This window comes from Psychrobacillus mangrovi (genome assembly GCF_037104765.1).
In the GTDB taxonomy this organism is placed as follows: Bacteria; Bacillota; Bacilli; order Bacillales_A; family Planococcaceae; genus Psychrobacillus; species Psychrobacillus mangrovi.
The window spans coordinates 74322-95211 of the sequence record NZ_JBAWSY010000007.1 but is presented as its reverse complement, the minus strand read 5'-3'; the positions used below and the strand labels follow the sequence as shown (position 1 = coordinate 95211).

Sequence of the window (20890 nt, the reverse complement as noted above, 5' to 3'; positions counted from 1 at the left end):
GGAATGAAAAAAACACTATTAACCATTGGAATGGCAGCCTCCTTATTATTAGGGGCATGTTCTGACTCAGAGGAAGCAATCGTGATAAGTGGTAAGCCTTGGACGGAACAGTTTATTCTACCTCAAATATTAGGACAGTATATTGAGGAAAAGACTGACTATAAGGTGGAGTATAAAGAAGGGCTAGGGGAAGTAGCGATTATGACGCCCGCCTTAGAAAAAGGCGATATTGATTTGTACGTGGAGTATACAGGTACAGGATTGAAGGACGTACTGAAAGAAGAGTCAGAAGTCGGTGAAAGCTCGGAAAGTGTTTTAGAGAGAGTTAAAAAAGGATATGAAGAAAAGTTTCAAGCGACTTGGTTAAGCCCACTTGGATTTGAGAATACTTACACACTCGCTTATGCCAAGGATAAAGATTATGATGCAAAAACGTATTCGGATCTTGTGGAAGTTTCGAGAACTGGAAATATGGTATTTGGAGCACCTCATGCATTTTATGAACGTGAGGGAGACGGGTATGATGACTTTATTAATTCGTACCCATTTACATTCACAAGAACAGAAAGTTTAGACCCCAACCTCATGTATGAAGCAGTGAAAAATGGAGATGTGGATATTATTCCTGCATTTACAACAGATGGCCGAATCGAACGTTTTGATTTACAAACAACAGAAGATGATCTAGGGTTTTTCCCTAAATACGATGCTGCTCCAGTCGTTCGTTTAGAAGCTTTAGAGAAATTTCCAGAACTTGAAAAAGTGCTGAATGAATTAGCAGGAAAAATATCTGTAGAAGATATGCTGAAAATGAATGCACGTGTGGATATCGATGGAGATAAAGCGGAAGATGTAGCAAGCGATTTCTTGGTGGAAAAAGGGTTAATCGATAAGTAGTAATTATCTTTTTAGTAGGTAGTTATTTAATCCAAATCATATCAGTGAACAAACCCCAAAAAAGGAAAGAGGGTGACTTCAAAAAGTCGTTTTTAACGACCTATTTTGAGGCACCCTCTATATATTTCCTACATCAGTGATTTAAAGTTCAAACGTTTATTTAAAGCAGCTATTATAGGAATACCTATAGCTAATACGACAAACTCACCAACTGCAACAGTAAGCCATGTATATAAGAAAGGAAGCTCCAATGCAAGGTTTAATTCAACTGCAATGATAAACATTGTTACAGTAAAGATCAATGTATTGAATATCATACGAGGAATATGACCTTTGATATACTTGGAAGCAAAAATTGTGATGGATAAAGTGATAATCGAATGTGCTACCCCAAAAGTTAAATCATATAAACCGAGTGGGGAAAACAGATTAGTCACAAATACGCCGAGTACAATACCAAAAATATATTTTTTATTGAAAACGATTAGGTGATTAAACATTTCAGCTATACGGAACTGTATTGCTCCAAATGCTAAAGGTGCCACCAGTAAAGATACTGCAACATATAAAGCGGCAATAATACCGCTTGTAGCAAGTGTTTTTATTTTCATTATTCATTTCTCCTTAGTTTTTTAAAGTGGGAGGTTCACGAACCACGTTTGATAAATCACAATTGCTAATTCTATGACAGGGGTCGGCATATGTCAAGGGAAATAGAAATCTAGTATCTATTTCTATGTTAAAATTGGAAACAGTATTAAAAAAGGAAGGTTTTAAAATGAAACATTTTTTTGCAATTCTCAGTGCATGCATGATTTTTATTATATGTGGCTGCACTTCCGAAATACAATCTGAAAAAACTGAAACGAAAGTGGAAACATCTGCCGCTAAAATAACCTCTGGGAAAGAAATGAGTGTCCATTTTATTGATGTAGGGCAAGGTGACTCTATTTTTATACAATCACCGGAAGGAAAAACGATGTTAATAGATGGGGGCAAGAAAGACTCAGGTAAAGAAGTAGTAAATTATTTACGTAATCAGGGAGTAGAGAAGTTAGATTATGTCGTCGCAACTCATCCGGATGCCGATCATATTGGTGGACTTCTTGCTGTGTTAAATTCAATTTCCATTAAACACTTTGTAGATTCAGGAAAAGTACATACATCGCAAACATATGAAAATATGCTCCAGCTTATCGCTGATAAGAACATCCCATTTATCGTGCCAAGTAAAGGGGATAAAATTTCATTAGATTCCAATTTGGATATTACCGTTTTAAATGTAGGAGAGGAATCGAATGATAACAATGAAGCTTCTATTGTGTTGAAAGTACAATACGGAGAAATTTCATTTCTTTTAACAGGTGATGCGGATATGGGGGTTGAAAAAAGCATGATGCAACAATACAATCTGCATTCTACTTTTTTGAAAGCCGGACATCATGGGTCCGACACTAGTACTTCGGAGGCGTTTATTCGTGAAGTTAAACCAGAAGTTACGATCTTAAGCTATGGAAAAGATAACTCCTATGGTCATCCAAAACAAGAAGTTGTAAACCATATTAAGAAAATAAACTCCCAAGCTTATTCCACAGCGGAAGTAGGTAATATTGTAGTAACGACTAACGGAGTTGATTATTCTGTTTCCGCACAAGACAGTCCAGAACATGTGGAAGCAAAGAAAACTGTATCCACGCCATCCATCATCATATCAAGCAAGGACTTGCAAGGAGAGACTGTGGGTATAACAAATACCGGGGGTGAAGCGGTAAATTTAAAAGACTGGGAACTTACATCGATCGAAGGCAATCAAGTATATAAGTTTCCAAAAATTGTTCTAGATGCTGGGAAAACCATCTATATCACAAGTGGCCCAGACGCGAAGGAGGGTCAAGGATTCCTTCAATGGACAAAAAGGCAAATTTGGAGAAACGATGGGGATGCAGCTAGCTTGTTTAATGAGAAGGGAGAGGTTATAAGTGAGGTCAAATAAGTACACCTTAGATCGATTCGAAGGGGAACACGCGGTATTTTTAAAGCACCCAAATGAAACTGAAAGCCTACTCGTGGCGCGTTCAGAGATAAATGAACCGTTGGAAGAAGGAGATATTGTGTCCATAACCGTTTTGGAGAACTCCTATAAAATTGAAAAACATGAAAAGGAGACGATGGACCAAAGAGATAAAGTTCAAAGGTTACTAGAGCAATTAAAGAACGGTAAATAAAAAAACAACTATGAAACTAAGGAGTAGAAAACTTTCTCAATTAGTAAAACAAACGTGATTAACATGAATTTTCGAACATTCATGTTAATCACGTTTTTCGCGTTTTTCACGATTGTTATGTTTGTTATGTTTGTTTTGGTGCCTGGCACCAGTAATACTATTGTAATAATTGGTTAGAGAGATTTGTCGTGTAGGAAGTTTTGGACGATGTGCTGTTTGGGTTCGTATGTTTTTAGTGTATAACCTTCTTTTTGGAGCCACTCGATTATCTGAGGGAGGGCTTTTGTTGTTTGGCTTCTGTCATGAAGCAGGATGATGATGTCTCGATCTCCGGATTTATAGGCTTTTTCTACTCCTACTTTTACGTTCTTCACGATTTGGTCAGCTTGTTTATCTGTGTATTTCCAGTCCTGTGAATCTACGTCCCAATCCCATAGTTTGTAGTTGTTTTTAATTAATTCATCTTTCATTGCCGCTGTTATATGAGGCTTACTGCCATATGGGGTTCGAACGAGTTTTGAATCCAACCCAGTCATTTCTTTTATTAGTTTTGTTCCTTCGTTCATTTCTTTTATAAAGGTATTTGCGGATTGGTAAACTTTCGTTTTATCATGAGTCATGCTATGTGTTCCAATATAGTGCCCGTCTTTTAAGACCGATTTTACGATGGATGAGTTCTTTTTCATATGGTTTCCTAGAAAGAAGAAAGTACCTGGGACATTGTATTTTTTTAAGGTGGAATTGTTAAGAGTTGTAAATTTATTTGGTCCATCGTCAAATGTTAAGTAAATAGTTGCTTTAGTTGGCTTTGCCTGTGTTTGTTTAGTTTTCAGCTGTTGGTTTAAATAATTCTCATAATCTGCATGAGACATATGAATCCAGTCGTCTCTATAGATTCGCTGTGTTTTCTGTTTTGGAAAGTTTTCAATTTTATATCCTATCTCTGTAGCAATAAATTTAACGCTTATGAATAGCTTTCCATCTAATTGGACGATTGGAACCCAACTGAGTGGTGTTCCATTTTTAGTAGTTATGTTCGAGCTCTCGTTATAACTTATCTCAAAGTCATTTTTTCGTATAAAGGTGATTCCTTTTTCTGTTTCATAGGGAATGTCTAAATATGCTGCTATTTCTTCAAGTGGAACTTTCGAATCTTCACCGATAACTTGTACATGACTAAAATCTAATAATTGATCATTAAATCCAACATAATGTGATTCAATTGCTGCTTGACCAGTGGTTGTGCTAAAAATAAGAGAAATTAAAAAAGCTACGCATAAAATAGTAAATTTTTTTATGATTATACCCACCCGTTACTATATTTTCTTATCATCTTAAAACTATATGTGTTTTGTAATCGTGATATGAATATATTAAGATGATTACTAAGGGGGTGAGGGTAGTGGCAAATAGTAGTAACTTGCCAGAGAGCGCAGCGTCTCATGCAAAGCCTATTTTGGAAAGGCGATACTTTGCGTGGGGAGTTTATTAATTAATTTTTCATCGCCATTTCAACTTGTGGCTTTGCACCTTATTTAAAGTTCATAAAATAAGGAGCGAGCGCAATGACCTATATAAAAGCAAATTCTGTTTTACCTGAGGAGCTTGTGAAGGAAATTCAAAAGTATATCCAAGGGGAAACAATTTATATTCCAAAACAAGAAAAAAGTTACAAGCAGTGGGGAGCGCTTTCTGGAGAAAGAAAGCGTATTGACGAAAGAAATGCCCTTCTTAAGCAAGCGTATAAAAATGGGATTCCCATGAATCATCTTGCAAAAGAGCATTTTCTTTCTATTGAAACTGTGAAGAAAATCATTTATTCCAAATAAAAAATGAGCTGATGATCCTTCTTTACATGGTTATCAGCTTTTTATATGGCGACAATATTTCATAGCCATCTTTACCATTTATAATAAAAGTATTTCCGCTACAATAAGCTAGAAAAGATCTTGAAAAAAAAGAGAATAGGACGGATGGAAATGAATCCTTTCATTAGAAGTGATCAATATAACTTTATAAAAAATCAAACCCAAGCGTTAATAAATGGCCACGCAACTGTCAACGATCAAGCTGTATTAAAGGCATTGAAATCACTCACGATTGAAAAAGTTTTAGGATTGTTTGAAGAATTAAATGAAGAACAAAAACAATTACTAAATCCAATAGTAGATGTAAAAGAAAAAGCAGATGTGGAAAGATTTTTAGAGCAAACAAAACCTTATATAGTGCCTTTTAAGGAAATAAAAGAACAAACAATTAAAAAATTATTTCCTAAGGCAAAGAAGCTTAAAATACCTTTATTAGAAGAAGTAGACTTTAAAGAAATATCTTATTTGGGTTGGCTAGACAAAGGGTCAAACAAAAAATTCTTGATTGTCGAACACAATGGTAAGCTTGTTGGAATTTCCGGTGGCTACAAAAATTCCAATAAAAAAGGAATATGTGCTTTATGTAATCGCTTTGAAGAGATTGGTATGTTTACATCTGCCGTAAAAGGCGCAACACAGGACGCCTATATTAAAAGAGGAAACTACATTTGCCAGGACAGCCATAAATGCAATCAAAATATAGTTTCCGATGACAAACTAAATGAGTTTGTAGAATTAATTATGGGTTTTTAAATTGTATATAAAACCAAAACAAACGTGAATATTTAAACATTCACGTTTTTCACGTTTGTTTTGGTGCCAGGCACTTGTAATATAATTGTCATATAAGGAGGGTTATTCAATGGAAAATGAGATGCTGAGGATTTTCGATGAAAATAGATTGGAGATAGGAACGGCGACTCGGGAAGAAGTTCATCGACTTGGATTGTGGCATGAAACGTTTCATTGTTGGTTTATAAGTAGGAAGGAAGGGAAAGAGTATATATATTTACAAATTCGTAGTGATCATAAAAAAGATTATCCTAGCTTACTAGACATTACGGCAGCTGGACATTTACTTGCTACAGAAAAAGTAGTGGATGGGATAAGAGAAGTACAAGAAGAACTTGGAATTGAAGTAACTTTTGACGAGTTCGTTTCGCTTGGAGTGATAGATTATTCCATAACAACGGGTGAGCTTATAGATAAAGAGTTAGCGAATGTCTTTATGTATAATAACAATATTAATTTCGAAGATTTTAACCTTCAAGTAGAGGAAGTTTCAGGGATTGTTCGTGCAGATTTTAAGCAGTTTGCAGCACTCTGGACAAATGAAGTTTCTTCAATAGAGATCGAAGGATACCAGTTGAATGATTTTGGAGAAAGGATTCCTCTAATAAAAATAGTTGAAAAAGATGCTTTCGTTCCACACGAGAACTCTTATTATAAAGCTGTAATATCTGGAATCCAAGCTATTCTTTGTCCATAAAAAAACCAACTTTCTTCTATAGAAAGTTGGTAGTTATTTTATTCTAATATTTTTATAGTTACAGATTTACGGCCCCATTTATATGCTTCTTTTTTAGAAGAGAAAAATACATCAATTTTGTTTCCCTTAATTGCGCTACCTGTATCGCCAGCAATAGCATAGCCATAGCCTTCTACATACACTTTTGTGCCAAGCTTGATTACATCTGGATCTACTGCGATTACCTTTATGTCTGGATTACGCTTTAAGTTTATTCCAGTGCTTGTTACACCGGAGCAGCCATTGCAATTTGCAGTGAAAGCACTAGCCGATACAACTATTTCTTTTGTGACTTTGTCCTCTGAATCGGATCTGGAAGGATTTTTTGTTTTTTCCTTGCCTGTTATTTTAAGCTTTTGTTTTACTTTGATACTATCTGATTTTAAGTTATTCCATGACTTTAGATTGTCAATTGATACTTTATACTTTTTGGAAATCGAATATAATGTTTCGCCTTTATTTACCGTATGAACGGTAGTAGCTGCGAAGCCTTGTGTTACTCCGCTGACTAATAGTACGATTGTGATTATGAGTGATCCAAGAATTTTCTTCAAATACTCTACCCCTTGCTATTTAGTCTAATCATATATTAGCAATATATTGTTACAGGAATATTACGGCAATTTACCATTAGCGTTACAAATGGTAGATACATTGTTACAAGTTAATGATTCATTTGTATTGGAAAAGTACTATCGAAAGAGGGCTAATTACAATGAATTTTGTAAAACGAATAATTTCTATAGGGACTTTTTTCATACTTTCTTAGTTATTTTGTTTCATATTTGAGAATAAATTGATGTAACGTTACTGTAATAAATAAAACAATTACTCGAGGTGATGTTTTATTTAACTGTATTATTGAGGTAAAAGAAGAGTTAAATGAAATAGAACGACAACAGGATATATTGTCAGTTACTTTTGAAACGTTGTTTGCTTTTAGGAAAAAATAATTAAGTCTTGTTTCACTATTGGGGCTTTCCATAAAGAACGTCGAAATGCTTAGGCGACTCTCTTTACTTATTAGACTAAAGGGGGGGAAGTTAGTTGAAGAAGCATAGCATGTTCGCATTGTGTACTATTCTTTATAGTTAGTATTAATTTCATAATTTAACTATATCCTTTGTTACAATTAAACCAATAATGTTGAAGGAGGTAGAAAAATGAAAAAGAAAAAGTTAATTACTATTGTATTCACTTTGGTAGCGATGTTTACGTTCAGCATCTCATCAGAAGCTTCATCCCCTAAAATAATGTGGGGAAAAACGGAACTAAAAGCAGGTCAGATTGGAAAGGTAACAATACTAGCCGATACAGCTATCGCTTATGTAGATGAAAAAGGCAATCATGTACGTGGTAGAGTATTAAAAGCAGGCAGTGAATTCCGTGTCTATCAATATACTAAAGATATTTGGGGAGGGGCATATGGTATAGGTGCAGGAGAATATGTCCTTGAGCATTCTGCCATCAAGTATGAAACTCCATCCAAAGCAAAACTTGCATTACTAGAAGCTCCATCCACAAAAGTAATGTGGGGAAAAACGGAACTTAAAGCAGGGCAGATTGGAAAGGTTACAATTCTTAAAGAGACTACTTTATTTAAGGTAAATAACGGAGGTGAAGGTCTTGAACCAGGTCTTGAACCTATCCGTACACTGAAACCTAATGAAGAATATCGAGTATATTCAGCTAAACAACCACTTGATGGATATGTTCCTATGTACGGACTAGGAGGAGGGTATTATATTGTACAAAATAATACCATGTTAAATGGTGTAACCGTAAAATATGAAACTCCATCTAAAGCAAAACTTGCATTACTAAATAATAAATGATTCAAGAGCAATATTTACACAATTTAGTCCAGTTTATTAAGCTGGGCTATTTTTTTATGGAGGAAAAATGTATCAAGTAATTGCAAGTCCGATTGAACATTTCTCAATCGGACTTTTTTTATTGGGAATCAGTGGATATTCCTTTTCTCTCCATTTTTCCCCATTCTGCTTCCTTTTGACGAAATGATCTAATCAAACCTTCAAATCGCCACAAAACGAGAAGGGGACGGAACCAAAAGGATTCTGTCAATGCCCATAAGAATAATAATAATAAATGCTTCACTTTTGGATATTTAAACATTGTAAGTTCTTCTAATAGAATAGACAAGGTGGAAATGAAAGAACCGTAAAGTAACGTAATCAATAATAATACCGCTATAATGTATGGGTCTAAGAAGCCAAATAATAATCCTCCAAAAATTAGGATATATCCAATCAATTCAATAACTGCTCCTAATAATTCAACCATAAAAAAATAGGGAAAGCCGATGAATCCGATAAGTCCATATTTGGGATTTAAAAACATCTTTCTATGTGCATTCAATGTTTCTGCTAAACCTCTTTGCCATCTAACTCTTTGAGATTTCAAGACTTTAAAGGAGTCAGGTGCTTCTGTCCAGCAAACTGGATCTGGAATATATTTTAATTGAAGATCGAGTTTTTGTTCTTTAATAATTCGATGTAGGCGAACGATAAGCTCCATGTCTTCTCCTACGGTATCCACTTTATAGCCGCCGGACTTAATTACTGTATTTTTATGGAAAAGACCAAATGCCCCTGAAATAATAAGAAGCTGATTAATTTTTGTAAACCCCAGTCTTCCGATTAAAAACGCTCTAAAGTATTCGACTATTTGCAGGATAACTAAAGGGTTTTTGGGGAGATCAATTGATTCTACCTTACTTCTTGAAATGGTTGTCCCATTTGCAATTCGTACGGAACCACCAACAGCAACTGTTTTTCCTTCCGAATCTATCACTGGTTTCATTACCTTCAATAAAGCATCGTTTTCTAATATGGAATCTCCATCAATTGCACAAAAATATGGATACTTGGATATATTTATCCCACAATTTAACGCATCGGCTTTTCCACCGTTAGATTTGGAAACTACCGTAACGGTTGAGTATATTGTAGAGCGGTAAGTGGATCGTATCTGTTGAGTTTTCATATGTTCTCGAACTGCCAGTTCTATTTTTTCTAACTTAAGCTCATCGATTAATTTTAATAATGTTTCATCTTTTGACCCATCGTCTACCACAATGATCTCATATTCAGGATAATTGAGCGCTAACAATGATCGAACCGTACTGACCACTCCAACTTCTTCATTATAGGCAGGAACAATGATAGAAACCGGATACGTACTTTCACTTATCGCCATATCTTCAAGTGATTCGGTTTTAATAAGTCTTCCTTCGCGCATAACATTTTTGATGGAAAATAAAAACAAAATAATATAACCTATTGTAGTGATTCCCATATATAGTATGACGAAGAAGGAGGTTTCTTGGAATAAGAAAATAACAATATCCTTCACTTCTTACTTCCCCCTTTTTTGGAACTGATCCATTGCACTGCCATATCTCTTGCATATAGATCTAGATGATTTTTAGACAGGAAGAGAAGCTTTTCTTCTCCAAATATTTGTAGCAAAGACTCAGCAGCAGCATTTCGAACCCACCATTCTTTATCTCCTAATAATTTTTCTAAGAATGGCTCATAGACTTCCAACATTAGTACTCCTGAAATACGGCAACTGAACATTCTTTCTTGCCATGAAGAAGAGTCGAAAAATGGTATGAGTAGTTCAATATTGCTTATATAACTTAACCTATAAAGGCCTTTAAGTGCCTGGATGCGCATTTCCAAATTTTCATTTTGTAATTCAACCTCCAAAATTGGTTGGTACCGTACATTTTTTGTTAACCCTATAAAGGACAGGATGGCAACCCTACACATCGGATTATAGTTTTCTTTACTAAGTTTTATAGCATTTCCGAACGTATCATCATCAAATCTACTAAATACATCTAAATAATGTTGTAATGTTGCAGATCTATCTTTATTTAAGTAATCAATAATAGAAAGGTCATTTAATGCTGCAAGTGCCCGAACAGTTTGATTCTTTTCCTCATCCCATACTTTTAATTTCTTTAAATGCTGTTGTAGAAAAGACTTTAACGATGTTAGTTTAAAATCCTCGATAAAGTATAGTGTATTTACCCGAGTAGACCAAGATCCTCTTCTCAATTGACTTAAATAGGTTTCAGAAAATATAGATTCTGCTGCTTGCTCGAGCTTTTCTAACATATACGTATCTTTTACATCGTTAATTGTTTCACTAAAAATTCGTTCTGCCACTTCAAAATTCTTTCTTAATACAAGTGCTTTAGGAATCATCCAGTTATCCGTCATTAAATAATCTACAAATAATTCTAGATTGTCCTCATAAACTTGCTTTTGTCTATCGTTTTCTCTATTTCTTTGCCATTTCCTTATGCATAGCAGGGCTAGTAATATTAATTGAAATCCCAAAAGAATACCAATAGTCCAGTAGAAATAAATAAGATCAATATTCATACAAATAACCTACTGGCAAGACGTTGAATTCGAGCGAGTACTTCCTGTGGATGGAAAGGCTTAATCAAATAATCGTCCGCTCCTATGTTTAACGCATGTATAATATCTTGATCATTGTTTCGAGACGTTAGCATGGAAATGATAATACGATCACTTGGATACTTTTCTCGTATGTAATTTAATACTTCCAAGCCATCCATTTTAGGCATTATTACATCTAAAAGTAGGATATGATAATCAGCAGGATGATACCAATCGGAGTGAATAAAGTCAAAGCCGTTATCCATAACAGAAACTTCTATCTGAAATCGAGGAGAGTGCCACGAGAAAAATTGTTTCTCTAGCATCGTTCTACTCAGCTTGTTGTCATCTACAATAAATACCCGCACTATTGGCTTAATCGACTCCAAGTTCATGTCGTTATAAGAAATACAGGATGGCTCTTTTGACTGTTTGGCAACACTTAATGCCTGCTTACCATTCACTACTAGTTGCTGGATATGCTCATAAGAAGAGTTCCATTCTGCAATACCTGATACTATTTGAATATGAAAGCTTTGCCCATCTTTATCAAAAGTGTTAGAAAGAAAAGATTTATTTAAGTTCTCCAATTTTTTAAGTGCTTCTTCTACTTTAGTTGCTGGATGAAGGAGAGCGAAGGTTGCCCCATGTAATCGATAAAAGCTTTCTTTGGGTGAGATGTTAGTGTGAACCAATTCACTGAAAGTGCTTAGTATCTCATTTGTATAAGAAAATCCAAAGTCTTTATTTTTTTGTTGTAAATCATGTACTTCTATTATAGAAAGGGAAAAAGTGGTACCTTCGTTATTAAAAGTGTCTATTAAATCGAGCGCTTTTTTTTCAAAGCTAGCATAGTTAAGTGCACCTGTAAGCGGGTCAATCGATTGAAGATGTTTAATAAAATTTCGATGTGATAATATATTGGAAACAATCGCAAGAAGGAGATTGTTTCCTTTTTTCGGATGTATCATATCCGTTGCTCCATGACGAATGAATTCAGTTTTTATCGAAGAAAATTCATTATTAAAATTTAAAACAAGTATTGGAATAAAACGTTCTTGTGCAGTCTGTTTCATTTTATCTAGAAAGGTAAAAGCAGAAGAGTCAGATAAATTAGTTGAAACGCAACAAACGTCAATTTCATTTGTATTGAACAAGTCAATTCCTTTTTCTACATTTGGTGCCACTAAAGTAGTATAGCCTTCCGTTTCTAAGTCATTTTTAATAGAAGATACTTCCGTTAAGTCTTCAGCAATTAACAAAAGAAGTCCCAGCTTGTTGCGAGGATTAATATTTGAGTTATTCGTGAACAACTGTAAACCTCCTTTAAAATATATTATCTAATGAGATAACCATCCCATTCTATTTCACCTTTAAATACTGTAGTAGCAGGTCCCGTCATAAATACCCCATGATCAGAATATCGAATAATAAGCTTACCACCTAAAAGATTTACTTCAATATCAGTATCAAAGTCACAATGCCCATTTAATACTGCTGCAACAACTGAAGCGCAAGCTCCTGTCCCGCATGCTAACGTTTCTCCACTGCCACGTTCCCAAACACGCATATTAATTGAAGTGCGGCTTACTATTTCAATAAATTCAGTGTTCACACTCTCGGGGAAAATAGGATTTAATTCGAATGTTGGACCTACTATTGGAAGATTAATAGATTCAATATTATCAGTTATAATAACGCAATGGGGATTTCCCATAGATACAGTAGTAATATGATAATCTTTATTTTCAATTGTAAATGGCATATTTACTATACTTTCAGTTCGATCCATTAAAATAGGTAATGCGGAAGGTTCTAAATTTGGTTTCCCCATGTCAACAGTAGCTGAAGTCATTTTGCCGTTTTCAGCATAAACTTGAATAATTTTCACACCACTTAAAGTATCAATGCTCATCGTATTTTTTGGTACGATCTGATGATCGTATAAATACTTTGCGACACATCGAATAGCATTGCCGCACATTTTACCTTCGCTACCATCCGCATTAAACATCCTCATTTTTGCATCTGCAATTTCAGATGGACATATTAATACCACACCATCTCCACCAATTCCAAAATGTCTATCTGAAACTAAACGACTAAGGCCTTCAGGATTTTCGATCATGTTTTCTAAACAATTTATATAGATATAATCATTTCCACAACCATGCATTTTAGTAAATGTAATATTCATTATTCGAAATCTCCTTATAAATACAATTTCATTTATTATAGTTACTTAAAAGCATCATGGTCAATGAATGACTAAAGAAAAACAGTCGCAAAAACAAGAATAGAATTGCGACTGTCTATTTTTCTATGGTGTTTTCGTATTAAAAGTGTCTCCACCTTGAATCTTTCCGTTTTCGAAACCTTTATAGAACCAGTTTTTTCGTTGTTCTGAAGTGCCATGTGTAAAACTTTCTGGTACCACATAACCTCTTGCTTGCTTTTGTAACGTATCATCTCCAACAGCACTTGCTGCAGTCAATGCTTCTTCTAAGTCTCCTTCTTCCAAGTAACCTAAACCTTGTGCGTGCTTTGCCCAAACCCCTGATAAATAGTCAGCCTGAAGTTCAAAGCGTACAAGGTATTTATTGAATTCCTCTTCGCTAAGTTTTTGGCGTAATGGCATTACTTCTTCCGTTGTTCCTAAGAGCGTTTGCACATGATGTCCTACTTCGTGAGCTATGACATACGCCATCGCAAAGTCTCCAGGAGCTTTGAATTTATCCTGTAATTCCTGATAGAAGCTTAAGTCAATATAAAGCTTTTGGTCACCTGGACAATAAAAAGGACCTACAGAAGCTCCTGCCGTTCCACATGCTGAATTTACACTACCCGAATATAATACAAGCGTTGGTTCCACATATTTCAAACCATTTTCCTCAAATATTTTTGTCCATACCTTTTCGGTATCTGCTAGTACGACGGATACAAACTCCGCTAATTCCTTTTCTTGTGCACTCTCTTCGTAGGGAACAGAACTAGATTGTTCTGTTGTACCAAGATTACCCAAAAGTTCACCCGGATTTCCGCCAAGCAATGATATTATAATTACTATAATTAATCCGAGACCGCCACCAACTCCGGCAATTGCTTTTCCTCCGCTCATACCACGCCGGTCTTCTACATTTGAGCTACCAGCTCGTCCCTTCCATTTCATCTAGTTCAACTCCTTCTACAGCTCATCAATAAATATGTGTATTGTCTTTATACCCAAAATTTATAAAATTAGACATCCAACTTGGATGGTTTGAATTATAATGAAATAAAGGGGAGTGTTTATGATGCTATTAAAACCTAAAATGCTGCAACCTGGTGATAAAGTTGCGACAATTAGTTTGTCTTGGGGTGGAGCAGGAGAACCTGAATTGAGATGGCGATATGAGCAAGGTGTTGAACGATTAAAAAAGGTGTTTGGATTAGAAGTAGTACCTATGCCAAATAGCTTAAAGGGTGCAGATTATTTATATGATAACCCAAAAGCACGTGCAGAAGATCTAATGAATGCCTTTAAGGACCCGACGATAAAAGGGATTGTTTCCAATATTGGTGGGAGTGAAAGTATTAGACTTTTACCTTATATTGATTTTGATGTCATCCGCAATAATCCGAAGATTTTTATTGGTTATTCAGATGCAACCGTGACTCATTTATTTTGTCATAAAGCTGGAATTTCTTCATTTTATGGCCCAGCAATACTGACAGACTTTGCAGAAAATGTGGAGATGCATGCTTATACAGTGGATGCTTTGAAAAAGACTTTATTCACAAATGAAGTAATTGGAGAAGTTAAACCAGCTTCTGAATGGACGAGTGAACGATTAGAATGGCTCATTGAAAATAAAGATAAACAACGTAAAATGAATGCAAATCAAGGCTATGAATTGCTGCAAGGCTCTGGAGTCGTCCAAGGTAGATTAATCGGAGGGTGTATCGAGGTTTTAGAGTTTGCTAAGGGAACTTCTCTTTGGCCGGAAGAAAAGTATTGGAAAGAAAGTATATTATTTTTCGAAACATCCGAGGATCTTCCTGAGCCATCTTACATTGAATATTGGCTAAGGAATTATGGCTCGCAAGGAATTTTGCAAAATATAAAAGGAATAGTTTTTGCAAAGCCTCAACATGAGAGATACTATGAGGAATATAAAGAATCTATTTTAGGAATTATGAAGGAACTTGATTTAAATGAGTTACCCATTCTTTATAATTTGAATTTTGGGCATACCGAACCAAAGTTTGTTCTTCCATATGGAGCGATGGCTGAAATTGATTGTGAGAGAGTTACGTTTTCTATTTTAGATAGTGGAGTTGAGTAATTGTGTCTTCTTATGTTGTTGTAGGTGGTGGGATTTTAGGAGCTTCCACTGCCTATCATCTTGCAAAACATAATGTGCAAGTAATTCTCGTCGATCGTAAAGATGTGGGACAGGCATCTGAAGCAGCTGCAGGAATTATATGCCCGTGGATTTCCCAAAGAAGAAATAAAAAATGGTACGAGCTTGTAAAAAATGGTGCCAGATATTACGAGCAGCTTGTTGGAGAGTTGGAAGCCTTAGGGGAAACTTCTACTGGCTATAAAAAGGTAGGAGCTATAGCACTTCAAAATGATGAGAAAAAATTGCTAAAAATGCTCGAGCGTGCAACGGAAAAAAGAGTGGATGCCCCTGAAATAGGTGAGTTAAAAATATTGTCTAGTGATGAGACGAGAAAAATGTTTCCACTAATATCGGAGGACTTTACCTCGTTATATGTAGAAGGAGCAGCTCGTGTCGATGGAAGAGCAATGCGAAATGCATTAATTCAAGGGGCGCAAAAGCTAGGAGCACAAGTGATTAGCGGTAATGCAGAATTTTCTAATGGGGTTTTATTAGTTGACGGAAAACAAATGGATGCAGATTCAGTCATTTTAACAGCTGGTGCTTGGGGAAATGAACTTCCTTTAACACTTGGGGTTGATATGAAGGTAAGTTTTCAAAAAGCCCAAATCATGCATTTTAAAATAGAAAATGATGCAACGGGTAATTGGCCCGTTGTACTTCCTCCAACTAACCAATACTTGCTTACGTTTGACCATGGAAAAGTAGTGGCTGGTTCCACGTACGAAGAAAACACAGGTTTTGATGTTCTTGTGACTGAGGCTGGGAAAGAAGAGTTATTAGAAAAAGCCACTTATATCGCAGAATCCTTGGGAACAGCAAAAATCGAGGAAGTGCGAGTAGGCTTTAGACCTTATACACCAGAGTTTCTACCCGTTATTGGGAATTTACCTGGGTTTGAGTCTATTTATTTTGCAAATGGATTAGGAGCTTCCGGATTAACTGCAGGCCCATTCGTTGGAGCAGAATTAGCTCGTTTGGCATTAGGGGAAAAGACAGAACTGGATTTAACTGCATATGCACCAGTTTAATTGAGAAAGGTATGGGGGCAAATAGGATGAATTATTCACACGTTGAAGAAGTAAATGATATGGCAGTGGTGGATGCTTTAGAAAAAAACTTAGCAATTATTCGTTTTGATTTAAATCGGGATGTAGCATATGTAAACGATAACTTTGCTAACGAATTGGGTTATACAAAAGATCAAGTAATGAAAATGAACCATCGGGATTTTTGTTTTGCAACGTTTGCAAAAAGCCCAGAATATGAAACATTTTGGAGAGAATTATTTGGTGGGAAGACGATTCAAAACAAAGTAGAACGTAAAGATGCAAAAGGCAATAGCATCATGTTTGAAGCAACCTATATGCCGGTATTTGGTGAAAGAGGCACGGTACTAGGTGTTACAAAAGTAGCTACAAATGTAACCGATCGCCATCAAACCATTATGGCTGTGACAGAAGAGCTAAATGATATGTCCGAAGAATTAAGTACTCGTGCGGAAGTAGGTATTAAAAGATCCCAGGAATTATTAGAAACAATTGATGAGATTGCTGCGGTTTCTAGTGAAAACACAGTAACGTTAAGTAATCTACAAGTGCAAGCGGATTCTATCAAAGGGATTGTTCAAACAATACGAGAAATCGCTGCACAAACAAATCTACTCGCTTTGAATGCTGCAATTGAAGCTGCTCGTGCGGGTGAACATGGAAGAGGATTTAATGTAGTCGCTCAAGAAGTTCGCAAGCTAGCAGCAAGAGTGGAAGCATCCATCGTAGAAGTGCGTGAGAATATCGATGGAATAACAAAAGAAGTCGATAAAGTAACAATCAGTAATGGGAAATCACAAGCAAGCATAGAAAAAAGCCAAGAGGAAATTCGAATTGCATTAGAAGAATTCAATGACATCTCCAAAGCCTCCGAAAAGCTAGAAGCCCAAACAGCCGAATTCATCAAACTAATATAACTTATAACTATAGATTACAGGAAGATTACTGGTGCCTGGCACCAGTAATCTTCCTGTAATAATTTCGATACCTTTGGGGTGGTGCTTTGAATATTTTCTTTGGGGCATGGTACACTAAATAGTGGTATTGGAGGGATGAATGTTGAGTGAGCATTCGATTGTTTATATTGAAATTGAACGACAAATAGATTTTTATTTTCAGCAGAAACAGATTGAGCTTCAATATGAGCTTCATTTGAGTATGGAAGGAATCAAGTCGGCTCGTCATCAGTTTGAGCTTCAACATGTTCATGATGTTTCCCATAAGAGTTTTTCATTTGGTGGAGGTATTTTATATTTACATACAAATCAAGGTGTATTTTCCTATAAAATTCAGGAGGATCCGAATCCTTTTATACAAACCTTTAAGTCTTTAAAAGTAAGAAGTTTGTAATCTCGATTTGACAACTTTCTACATAATTTTATGAATTATTAAATATATTTCTAGGTCGTTGTAATTGATATCTTTCGTGCTATAATGATAAATATTCTAATAGCATTTAACTCGTATAATCGCAGGAATAAGGCCTGCAAGTTTCTACCGGCTTACCGTAAATAAGCTGACTATGAGTGGAAGTGAAATCGTAGAAATAGGACAATTTGTCGATATTTCTATTATTTCTATTCGAAATTTTCAAGCTCGAATGACATTATTCCACTCCAGATATGGATGGTTAATGTCTTCGAGCTTTTTTGTGTTCAGTAAAAATACATTTGAAGGGGATTCAATTAACATGAAATTATTAAAGGATAAGATTGCTCAAGAAGGTAAAGTTCTATCGGAAAATGTCTTAAAGGTAGATACATTCTTAAATCATCAAATTGATCCAGAATTGATGCAAGCGATTGGAGAAGAGTTTGCTACTCGTTATAAAGATGAAGGAATTACTAAAATCGTAACGATTGAATCATCTGGTATTGCTCCTTCGATGTTCGCTGGTTTGACTCTTGGCGTCCCTGTTGTTTTTGCTAGAAAACGTAAATCCTTAACTCTTACAGACAATTTATACACGTCAAAAGTGCATTCTTTCACGAAAAATGAAACAAATGATATATCAATTTCACAAAACTTCCTATCTAGTGATGATGTTGTTTTAATCATAGACGACTTCCTTGCGAATGGACAAGCAGTGCTAGGCTTACTTGATATTGTTGAACAAGCTAATGCAAAGACAGCTGGTGTTGGAATTGTCATTGAAAAAGGTTTCCAAACAGGTGGAGGTATTATTCGAGAGCGTGGGATCCGAGTAGATTCTCTTGCTAATATTAAATCGTTAGCAAATGGGAAAGTGGAATTTTTTGAGGAGGCATCAACTCGATGAAAAACGCAATCCAAAATACTGCTTTAGGTATTCAACATCTTCTTGCCATGTATGCAGGAGCAATACTTGTACCTCTTATAGTAGGGGGAGCTATTGGTCTTAATTCTGAGCAATTAACCTATTTAGTAGCAGTAGATATATTAATGTGTGGTGTAGCTACGATTTTACAAGTAATGAGTAATCGTTTTTTCGGTATTGGTCTACCAGTTGTTTTAGGCTGTACTTTTACTGCAGTTGGCCCGATGATAGCGATCGGTGCTGAATATGGGGTATCGTCCATTTATGGCGCTATTATTGTTTCAGGACTTGTTGTAATTGTAATAAGCGGCTTTTTCGGAAAGCTTGTTAAGTTTTTCCCACCAGTTGTAACCGGTTCTGTCGTGACTATTATTGGGATAACTTTAATCCCTGTTGCAATCAATAATATGGGTGGGGGGCAAGGAGCAAGCGATTTTGGATCGATTCCAAATATTTCATTAGCATTTGGAACATTAATTTTCATCGTCTTGTTATATCGATTTGCTACTGGATTTATAAAAGCTATTTCTATATTACTAGGTATTATTGCTGGTACAGTTGCCGGAGTATTTATGGGGAAAGTGGATTTCACTCCTGTAAGGGAGTCTGATATTTTCCATATGATACAACCATTTTACTTTGGAACACCGACTTTTGAATGGTCCCCAATTATTACAATGACTTTAGTGGCGATCGTTTCTTTAGTTGAGTCTACAGGTGTATATTTTGCACTTGGTGATATTCTTGATAAAAAAATCAAAAAAGAAGATTTAACTAAAGGTTATCGTGCGGAAGGAATCGCCGTTTTACTTGGGGGTATTTTCAATTCATTCCCATATACAACATTTTCACAAAACGTTGGCCTACTGCAAATCTCTGGTGTGAAAACGAAAAACGTTATTTATATCACTGGAGGGATGCTGATTGCACTTGGTTTTATTCCAAAAATTGCTGCGCTTACAACGATTATTCCTACATCTGTTTTAGGTGGAGCGATGATTGCGATGTTTGGTATGATTGTAGCGCAAGGAATTAAAATGCTTAGTACAATCATTACAGAATCTCAGGAAAACTCTATGATTATTGCATGTTCTATTGGTATAGGCTTAGGGGTTACAGTTGTACCTGATTTATTTGGTGCACTTCCAACTAGCATTCAAATCTTAACAAGTAATGGTATTGTGGCAGGAAGTATGACTGCAATTATTTTAAATATATTATTCAATATGCTTCCATCTAAAAAAGTAGCTAAGCAATAAGTTTTTGAGGAATTACGAAAAAATGTCTCCTACTATTTCTAATCATTTAGAGAAAGTAGGGGACATTTATTTATCTACATGAGAACTAAGTACTTGGCTAGATTACTACTATTATGGATTGTTTATTGCATTTAAGCTAGATGTTTCGTTGTTTTTAGTAATAACTTAGGCACAATAAAACCTAAAACAAAAGCGATCGCTATAGTAATTAAAGAACCAAGAATTTCTAGTTTGACGGTCATTAAAAAGACGATGGCAAAAGCAAGCATTGTCATGGTTGAAATAGAATTCCACAAAACTCGATCTCTTATCTTATCCACTAACTCTGTACTCGGGTTTGTTATATTTGCTTCATATTCATTTTTAGCGATTTCTAAAATTGCTTTTAAACGACGTAAATTTATAATAGGTCCCAAAAAAATCATCGCTACAAGGGCTGTAAGTGAGATATTTATCCAAGCAGTTCCCCATCCCCACGAGGTAATTACTAAATAAAATCCAGGTAATAAGATTAAAATTGTACTGAATGGTAGGAGTCCATCTGCTTTAACAGCTAATATTGACCAATTAAATATTGCATCAATCTTTTTAGAATATAACATCCCAATCATAGCAGACAGTGTAATTCCCACACCTATAAACATAAAAATTGCTCCTAAAATGTGCAAAAATAGAACGGTATTATAAAGCATTCCAAAATCCCCTTTTTAATTTCCGAATATTTACTATTATACAAAGAGTATTACCTATTTAGTACTATATCTAAAAATTCTAATCAAATTCACAACAGATTGATTGGATTGTTTTTAGAAGGACTAAGGGGGATGCCGATTTGCCTTGTTTATTTGGAGATTTGTAGCCTAATAAATCATTAGTTGGGGTTATCTTAAATTTATTATAAACCACAAAAAAATAATAAAATTTAATCTTCTGATGTCTCGGGA

At 35.4% G+C, this 20890-nt stretch carries 22 protein-coding genes and 2 riboswitches; of the genes, 13 read left to right on the top strand and 9 right to left on the bottom strand.

Annotated elements, in window-relative coordinates; genetic code table 11:
- The first annotated feature begins 3 nt into the window (after positions 1–3).
- Positions 4–897, top strand: coding sequence for a glycine betaine ABC transporter substrate-binding protein (locus WAX74_RS11490; protein ID WP_336497799.1), 894 nt, complete (start codon positions 4–6; stop codon positions 895–897).
- A 128-nt stretch (positions 898–1025) separates the two neighbouring features.
- Here the strand turns inward: WAX74_RS11490 and WAX74_RS11485 are convergent, their stop codons facing one another.
- On the bottom strand, positions 1026–1508 hold the full coding sequence (locus WAX74_RS11485; RefSeq protein WP_336497798.1) for a QueT transporter family protein: 483 nt from the start codon (positions 1506–1508) through the stop codon (positions 1026–1028).
- A gap of 7 nt (positions 1509–1515) precedes the next feature.
- Positions 1516–1560: riboswitch (PreQ1 riboswitch) on the bottom strand.
- A gap of 115 nt (positions 1561–1675) precedes the next feature.
- On the opposite strand from WAX74_RS11485, the gene WAX74_RS11480 reads away from it, so the two are divergent.
- Together WAX74_RS11480 and WAX74_RS11475 are read left to right on the top strand one after the other, a co-directional pair.
- Positions 1676–2890 (top strand): lamin tail domain-containing protein, encoded by a 1215-nt coding sequence (locus WAX74_RS11480; protein ID WP_336497797.1) that lies wholly within the window; start codon positions 1676–1678, stop codon positions 2888–2890.
- Positions 2877–3122 carry a DUF3006 domain-containing protein gene (locus WAX74_RS11475; protein ID WP_336497796.1) on the top strand — a complete coding sequence of 82 codons (246 nt, stop codon included), beginning with the start codon at positions 2877–2879 and terminating at the stop codon, positions 3120–3122. The genes WAX74_RS11480 and WAX74_RS11475 overlap by 14 nt, the downstream gene beginning before the upstream one ends.
- A 173-nt stretch (positions 3123–3295) precedes the next feature.
- On the opposite strand, the gene WAX74_RS11470 is transcribed toward WAX74_RS11475, so the two are convergent.
- Positions 3296–4432, bottom strand: a complete 1137-nt coding sequence (locus tag WAX74_RS11470) for a polysaccharide deacetylase (RefSeq protein WP_336497795.1) — start codon at positions 4430–4432, stop codon at positions 3296–3298.
- 255 nt (positions 4433–4687) lie between these two features.
- Between WAX74_RS11470 and WAX74_RS11465 the strand changes: the two genes are divergently transcribed.
- The 3 genes from WAX74_RS11465 (at position 4688) to WAX74_RS11455 (ending at position 6479) form a co-directional block, all read left to right on the top strand.
- Positions 4688–4951, top strand: coding sequence for a CD3324 family protein (locus tag WAX74_RS11465; protein ID WP_336497794.1), 264 nt, complete (start codon positions 4688–4690; stop codon positions 4949–4951).
- A 150-nt stretch (positions 4952–5101) separates the two neighbouring features.
- Positions 5102–5743, top strand: a complete 642-nt coding sequence (locus tag WAX74_RS11460; protein WP_336497793.1) for a FusB/FusC family EF-G-binding protein — start codon at positions 5102–5104, stop codon at positions 5741–5743.
- Positions 5744–5852: 109 nt separating this feature from the next.
- A complete protein-coding gene (locus tag WAX74_RS11455; protein WP_336497792.1) occupies positions 5853–6479 on the top strand; it encodes an NUDIX hydrolase in 627 nt (208 codons plus the stop codon).
- A 38-nt stretch (positions 6480–6517) separates the two neighbouring features.
- Here WAX74_RS11455 and WAX74_RS11450 read toward each other — a convergent pair whose 3' ends face one another.
- Complete coding sequence (locus tag WAX74_RS11450) at positions 6518–7072, bottom strand: 3D domain-containing protein (RefSeq protein WP_336497791.1); 555 nt, start codon at positions 7070–7072, stop codon at positions 6518–6520.
- Between the two features lie 609 nt (positions 7073–7681).
- Between WAX74_RS11450 and WAX74_RS11445 the strand changes: the two genes are divergently transcribed.
- Positions 7682–8353, top strand: coding sequence for a hypothetical protein (locus WAX74_RS11445; protein ID WP_336497790.1), 672 nt, complete (start codon positions 7682–7684; stop codon positions 8351–8353).
- Positions 8354–8471: 118 nt separating this feature from the next.
- Here the strand turns inward: WAX74_RS11445 and WAX74_RS11440 are convergent, their stop codons facing one another.
- From WAX74_RS11440 to ypfJ, 5 genes are all read right to left on the bottom strand, one after another.
- The gene (locus WAX74_RS11440) at positions 8472–9893 is read right to left on the bottom strand and encodes a glycosyltransferase family 2 protein (RefSeq protein WP_336497789.1); all 1422 of its coding nucleotides are present in this window, start codon (positions 9891–9893) and stop codon (positions 8472–8474) included.
- Positions 9890–10936, bottom strand: coding sequence for a HEAT repeat domain-containing protein (locus tag WAX74_RS11435; RefSeq protein WP_336497788.1), 1047 nt, complete (start codon positions 10934–10936; stop codon positions 9890–9892). The genes WAX74_RS11440 and WAX74_RS11435 overlap by 4 nt, the downstream gene beginning before the upstream one ends.
- The gene (locus WAX74_RS11430; RefSeq protein WP_336497787.1) at positions 10933–12270 is read right to left on the bottom strand and encodes a response regulator; all 1338 of its coding nucleotides are present in this window, start codon (positions 12268–12270) and stop codon (positions 10933–10935) included. The genes WAX74_RS11435 and WAX74_RS11430 overlap by 4 nt, the downstream gene beginning before the upstream one ends.
- Positions 12271–12293: 23 nt before the next feature.
- Entirely contained in the window at positions 12294–13154 is an 861-nt protein-coding gene (gene dapF, locus WAX74_RS11425; protein ID WP_413788961.1) for a diaminopimelate epimerase, read from the bottom strand.
- Between the two features lie 123 nt (positions 13155–13277).
- Positions 13278–14126, bottom strand: a complete 849-nt coding sequence (ypfJ, locus tag WAX74_RS11420; protein WP_336497786.1) for a KPN_02809 family neutral zinc metallopeptidase — start codon at positions 14124–14126, stop codon at positions 13278–13280.
- Positions 14127–14250: 124 nt separating this feature from the next.
- Between ypfJ and WAX74_RS11415 the strand changes: the two genes are divergently transcribed.
- From WAX74_RS11415 to WAX74_RS11390, 6 genes are all read left to right on the top strand, one after another.
- Positions 14251–15282: a S66 family peptidase gene (locus tag WAX74_RS11415; RefSeq protein WP_336497888.1), complete on the top strand. Its 1032-nt coding sequence runs from the start codon at positions 14251–14253 to the stop codon at positions 15280–15282.
- 2 nt (positions 15283–15284) lie between these two features.
- Positions 15285–16373: an NAD(P)/FAD-dependent oxidoreductase gene (locus tag WAX74_RS11410; RefSeq protein ID WP_336497785.1), complete on the top strand. Its 1089-nt coding sequence runs from the start codon at positions 15285–15287 to the stop codon at positions 16371–16373.
- 26 nt (positions 16374–16399) lie between these two features.
- Positions 16400–17308, top strand: coding sequence for a methyl-accepting chemotaxis protein (locus tag WAX74_RS11405; RefSeq protein WP_336497784.1), 909 nt, complete (start codon positions 16400–16402; stop codon positions 17306–17308).
- Positions 17309–17447: 139 nt separating this feature from the next.
- Positions 17448–17741 carry a hypothetical protein gene (locus tag WAX74_RS11400; protein WP_336497783.1) on the top strand — a complete coding sequence of 98 codons (294 nt, stop codon included), beginning with the start codon at positions 17448–17450 and terminating at the stop codon, positions 17739–17741.
- 91 nt (positions 17742–17832) lie between these two features.
- Positions 17833–17934: riboswitch (purine riboswitch) on the top strand.
- A 147-nt stretch (positions 17935–18081) separates the two neighbouring features.
- A complete protein-coding gene (locus WAX74_RS11395; RefSeq protein WP_336497887.1) occupies positions 18082–18669 on the top strand; it encodes a xanthine phosphoribosyltransferase in 588 nt (195 codons plus the stop codon).
- Positions 18666–19946 carry a nucleobase:cation symporter-2 family protein gene (locus WAX74_RS11390; protein ID WP_413788960.1) on the top strand — a complete coding sequence of 427 codons (1281 nt, stop codon included), beginning with the start codon at positions 18666–18668 and terminating at the stop codon, positions 19944–19946. Before WAX74_RS11395 ends, WAX74_RS11390 begins: the two co-directional genes overlap by 4 nt.
- A 131-nt stretch (positions 19947–20077) precedes the next feature.
- Here WAX74_RS11390 and WAX74_RS11385 read toward each other — a convergent pair whose 3' ends face one another.
- Entirely contained in the window at positions 20078–20590 is a 513-nt protein-coding gene (locus WAX74_RS11385; protein ID WP_336497782.1) for a hypothetical protein, read from the bottom strand.
- Positions 20591–20890: the final 300 nt, after the last annotated feature.

Excerpts from the sequence above, each read along its gene's own strand:
- WAX74_RS11490 (WP_336497799.1), top strand. The coding sequence starts at position 4 with ATGAAAAAAACACTATTAACCATTGGAATGGCAGCCTCCTTATTATTA.
- WAX74_RS11485 (WP_336497798.1), bottom strand. The coding sequence starts at position 1,508 with ATGAAAATAAAAACACTTGCTACAAGCGGTATTATTGCCGCTTTATAT.
- WAX74_RS11480 (WP_336497797.1), top strand. The coding sequence starts at position 1,676 with ATGAAACATTTTTTTGCAATTCTCAGTGCATGCATGATTTTTATTATA.
- WAX74_RS11465 (WP_336497794.1), top strand. The coding sequence starts at position 4,688 with ATGACCTATATAAAAGCAAATTCTGTTTTACCTGAGGAGCTTGTGAAG.
- WAX74_RS11460 (WP_336497793.1), top strand. The coding sequence starts at position 5,102 with ATGAATCCTTTCATTAGAAGTGATCAATATAACTTTATAAAAAATCAA.
- WAX74_RS11455 (WP_336497792.1), top strand. The coding sequence starts at position 5,853 with ATGGAAAATGAGATGCTGAGGATTTTCGATGAAAATAGATTGGAGATA.
- WAX74_RS11445 (WP_336497790.1), top strand. The coding sequence starts at position 7,682 with ATGAAAAAGAAAAAGTTAATTACTATTGTATTCACTTTGGTAGCGATG.
- WAX74_RS11435 (WP_336497788.1), bottom strand. The coding sequence starts at position 10,936 with ATGAATATTGATCTTATTTATTTCTACTGGACTATTGGTATTCTTTTG.
- dapF (WP_413788961.1), bottom strand. The coding sequence starts at position 13,154 with ATGAATATTACATTTACTAAAATGCATGGTTGTGGAAATGATTATATC.
- ypfJ (WP_336497786.1), bottom strand. The coding sequence starts at position 14,126 with ATGAAATGGAAGGGACGAGCTGGTAGCTCAAATGTAGAAGACCGGCGT.
- WAX74_RS11415 (WP_336497888.1), top strand. The coding sequence starts at position 14,251 with ATGCTATTAAAACCTAAAATGCTGCAACCTGGTGATAAAGTTGCGACA.
- WAX74_RS11405 (WP_336497784.1), top strand. The coding sequence starts at position 16,400 with ATGAATTATTCACACGTTGAAGAAGTAAATGATATGGCAGTGGTGGAT.
- WAX74_RS11400 (WP_336497783.1), top strand. The coding sequence starts at position 17,448 with ATGTTGAGTGAGCATTCGATTGTTTATATTGAAATTGAACGACAAATA.
- WAX74_RS11395 (WP_336497887.1), top strand. The coding sequence starts at position 18,082 with ATGAAATTATTAAAGGATAAGATTGCTCAAGAAGGTAAAGTTCTATCG.
- WAX74_RS11390 (WP_413788960.1), top strand. The coding sequence starts at position 18,666 with ATGAAAAACGCAATCCAAAATACTGCTTTAGGTATTCAACATCTTCTT.
- WAX74_RS11385 (WP_336497782.1), bottom strand. The coding sequence starts at position 20,590 with ATGTTTATAGGTGTGGGAATTACACTGTCTGCTATGATTGGGATGTTA.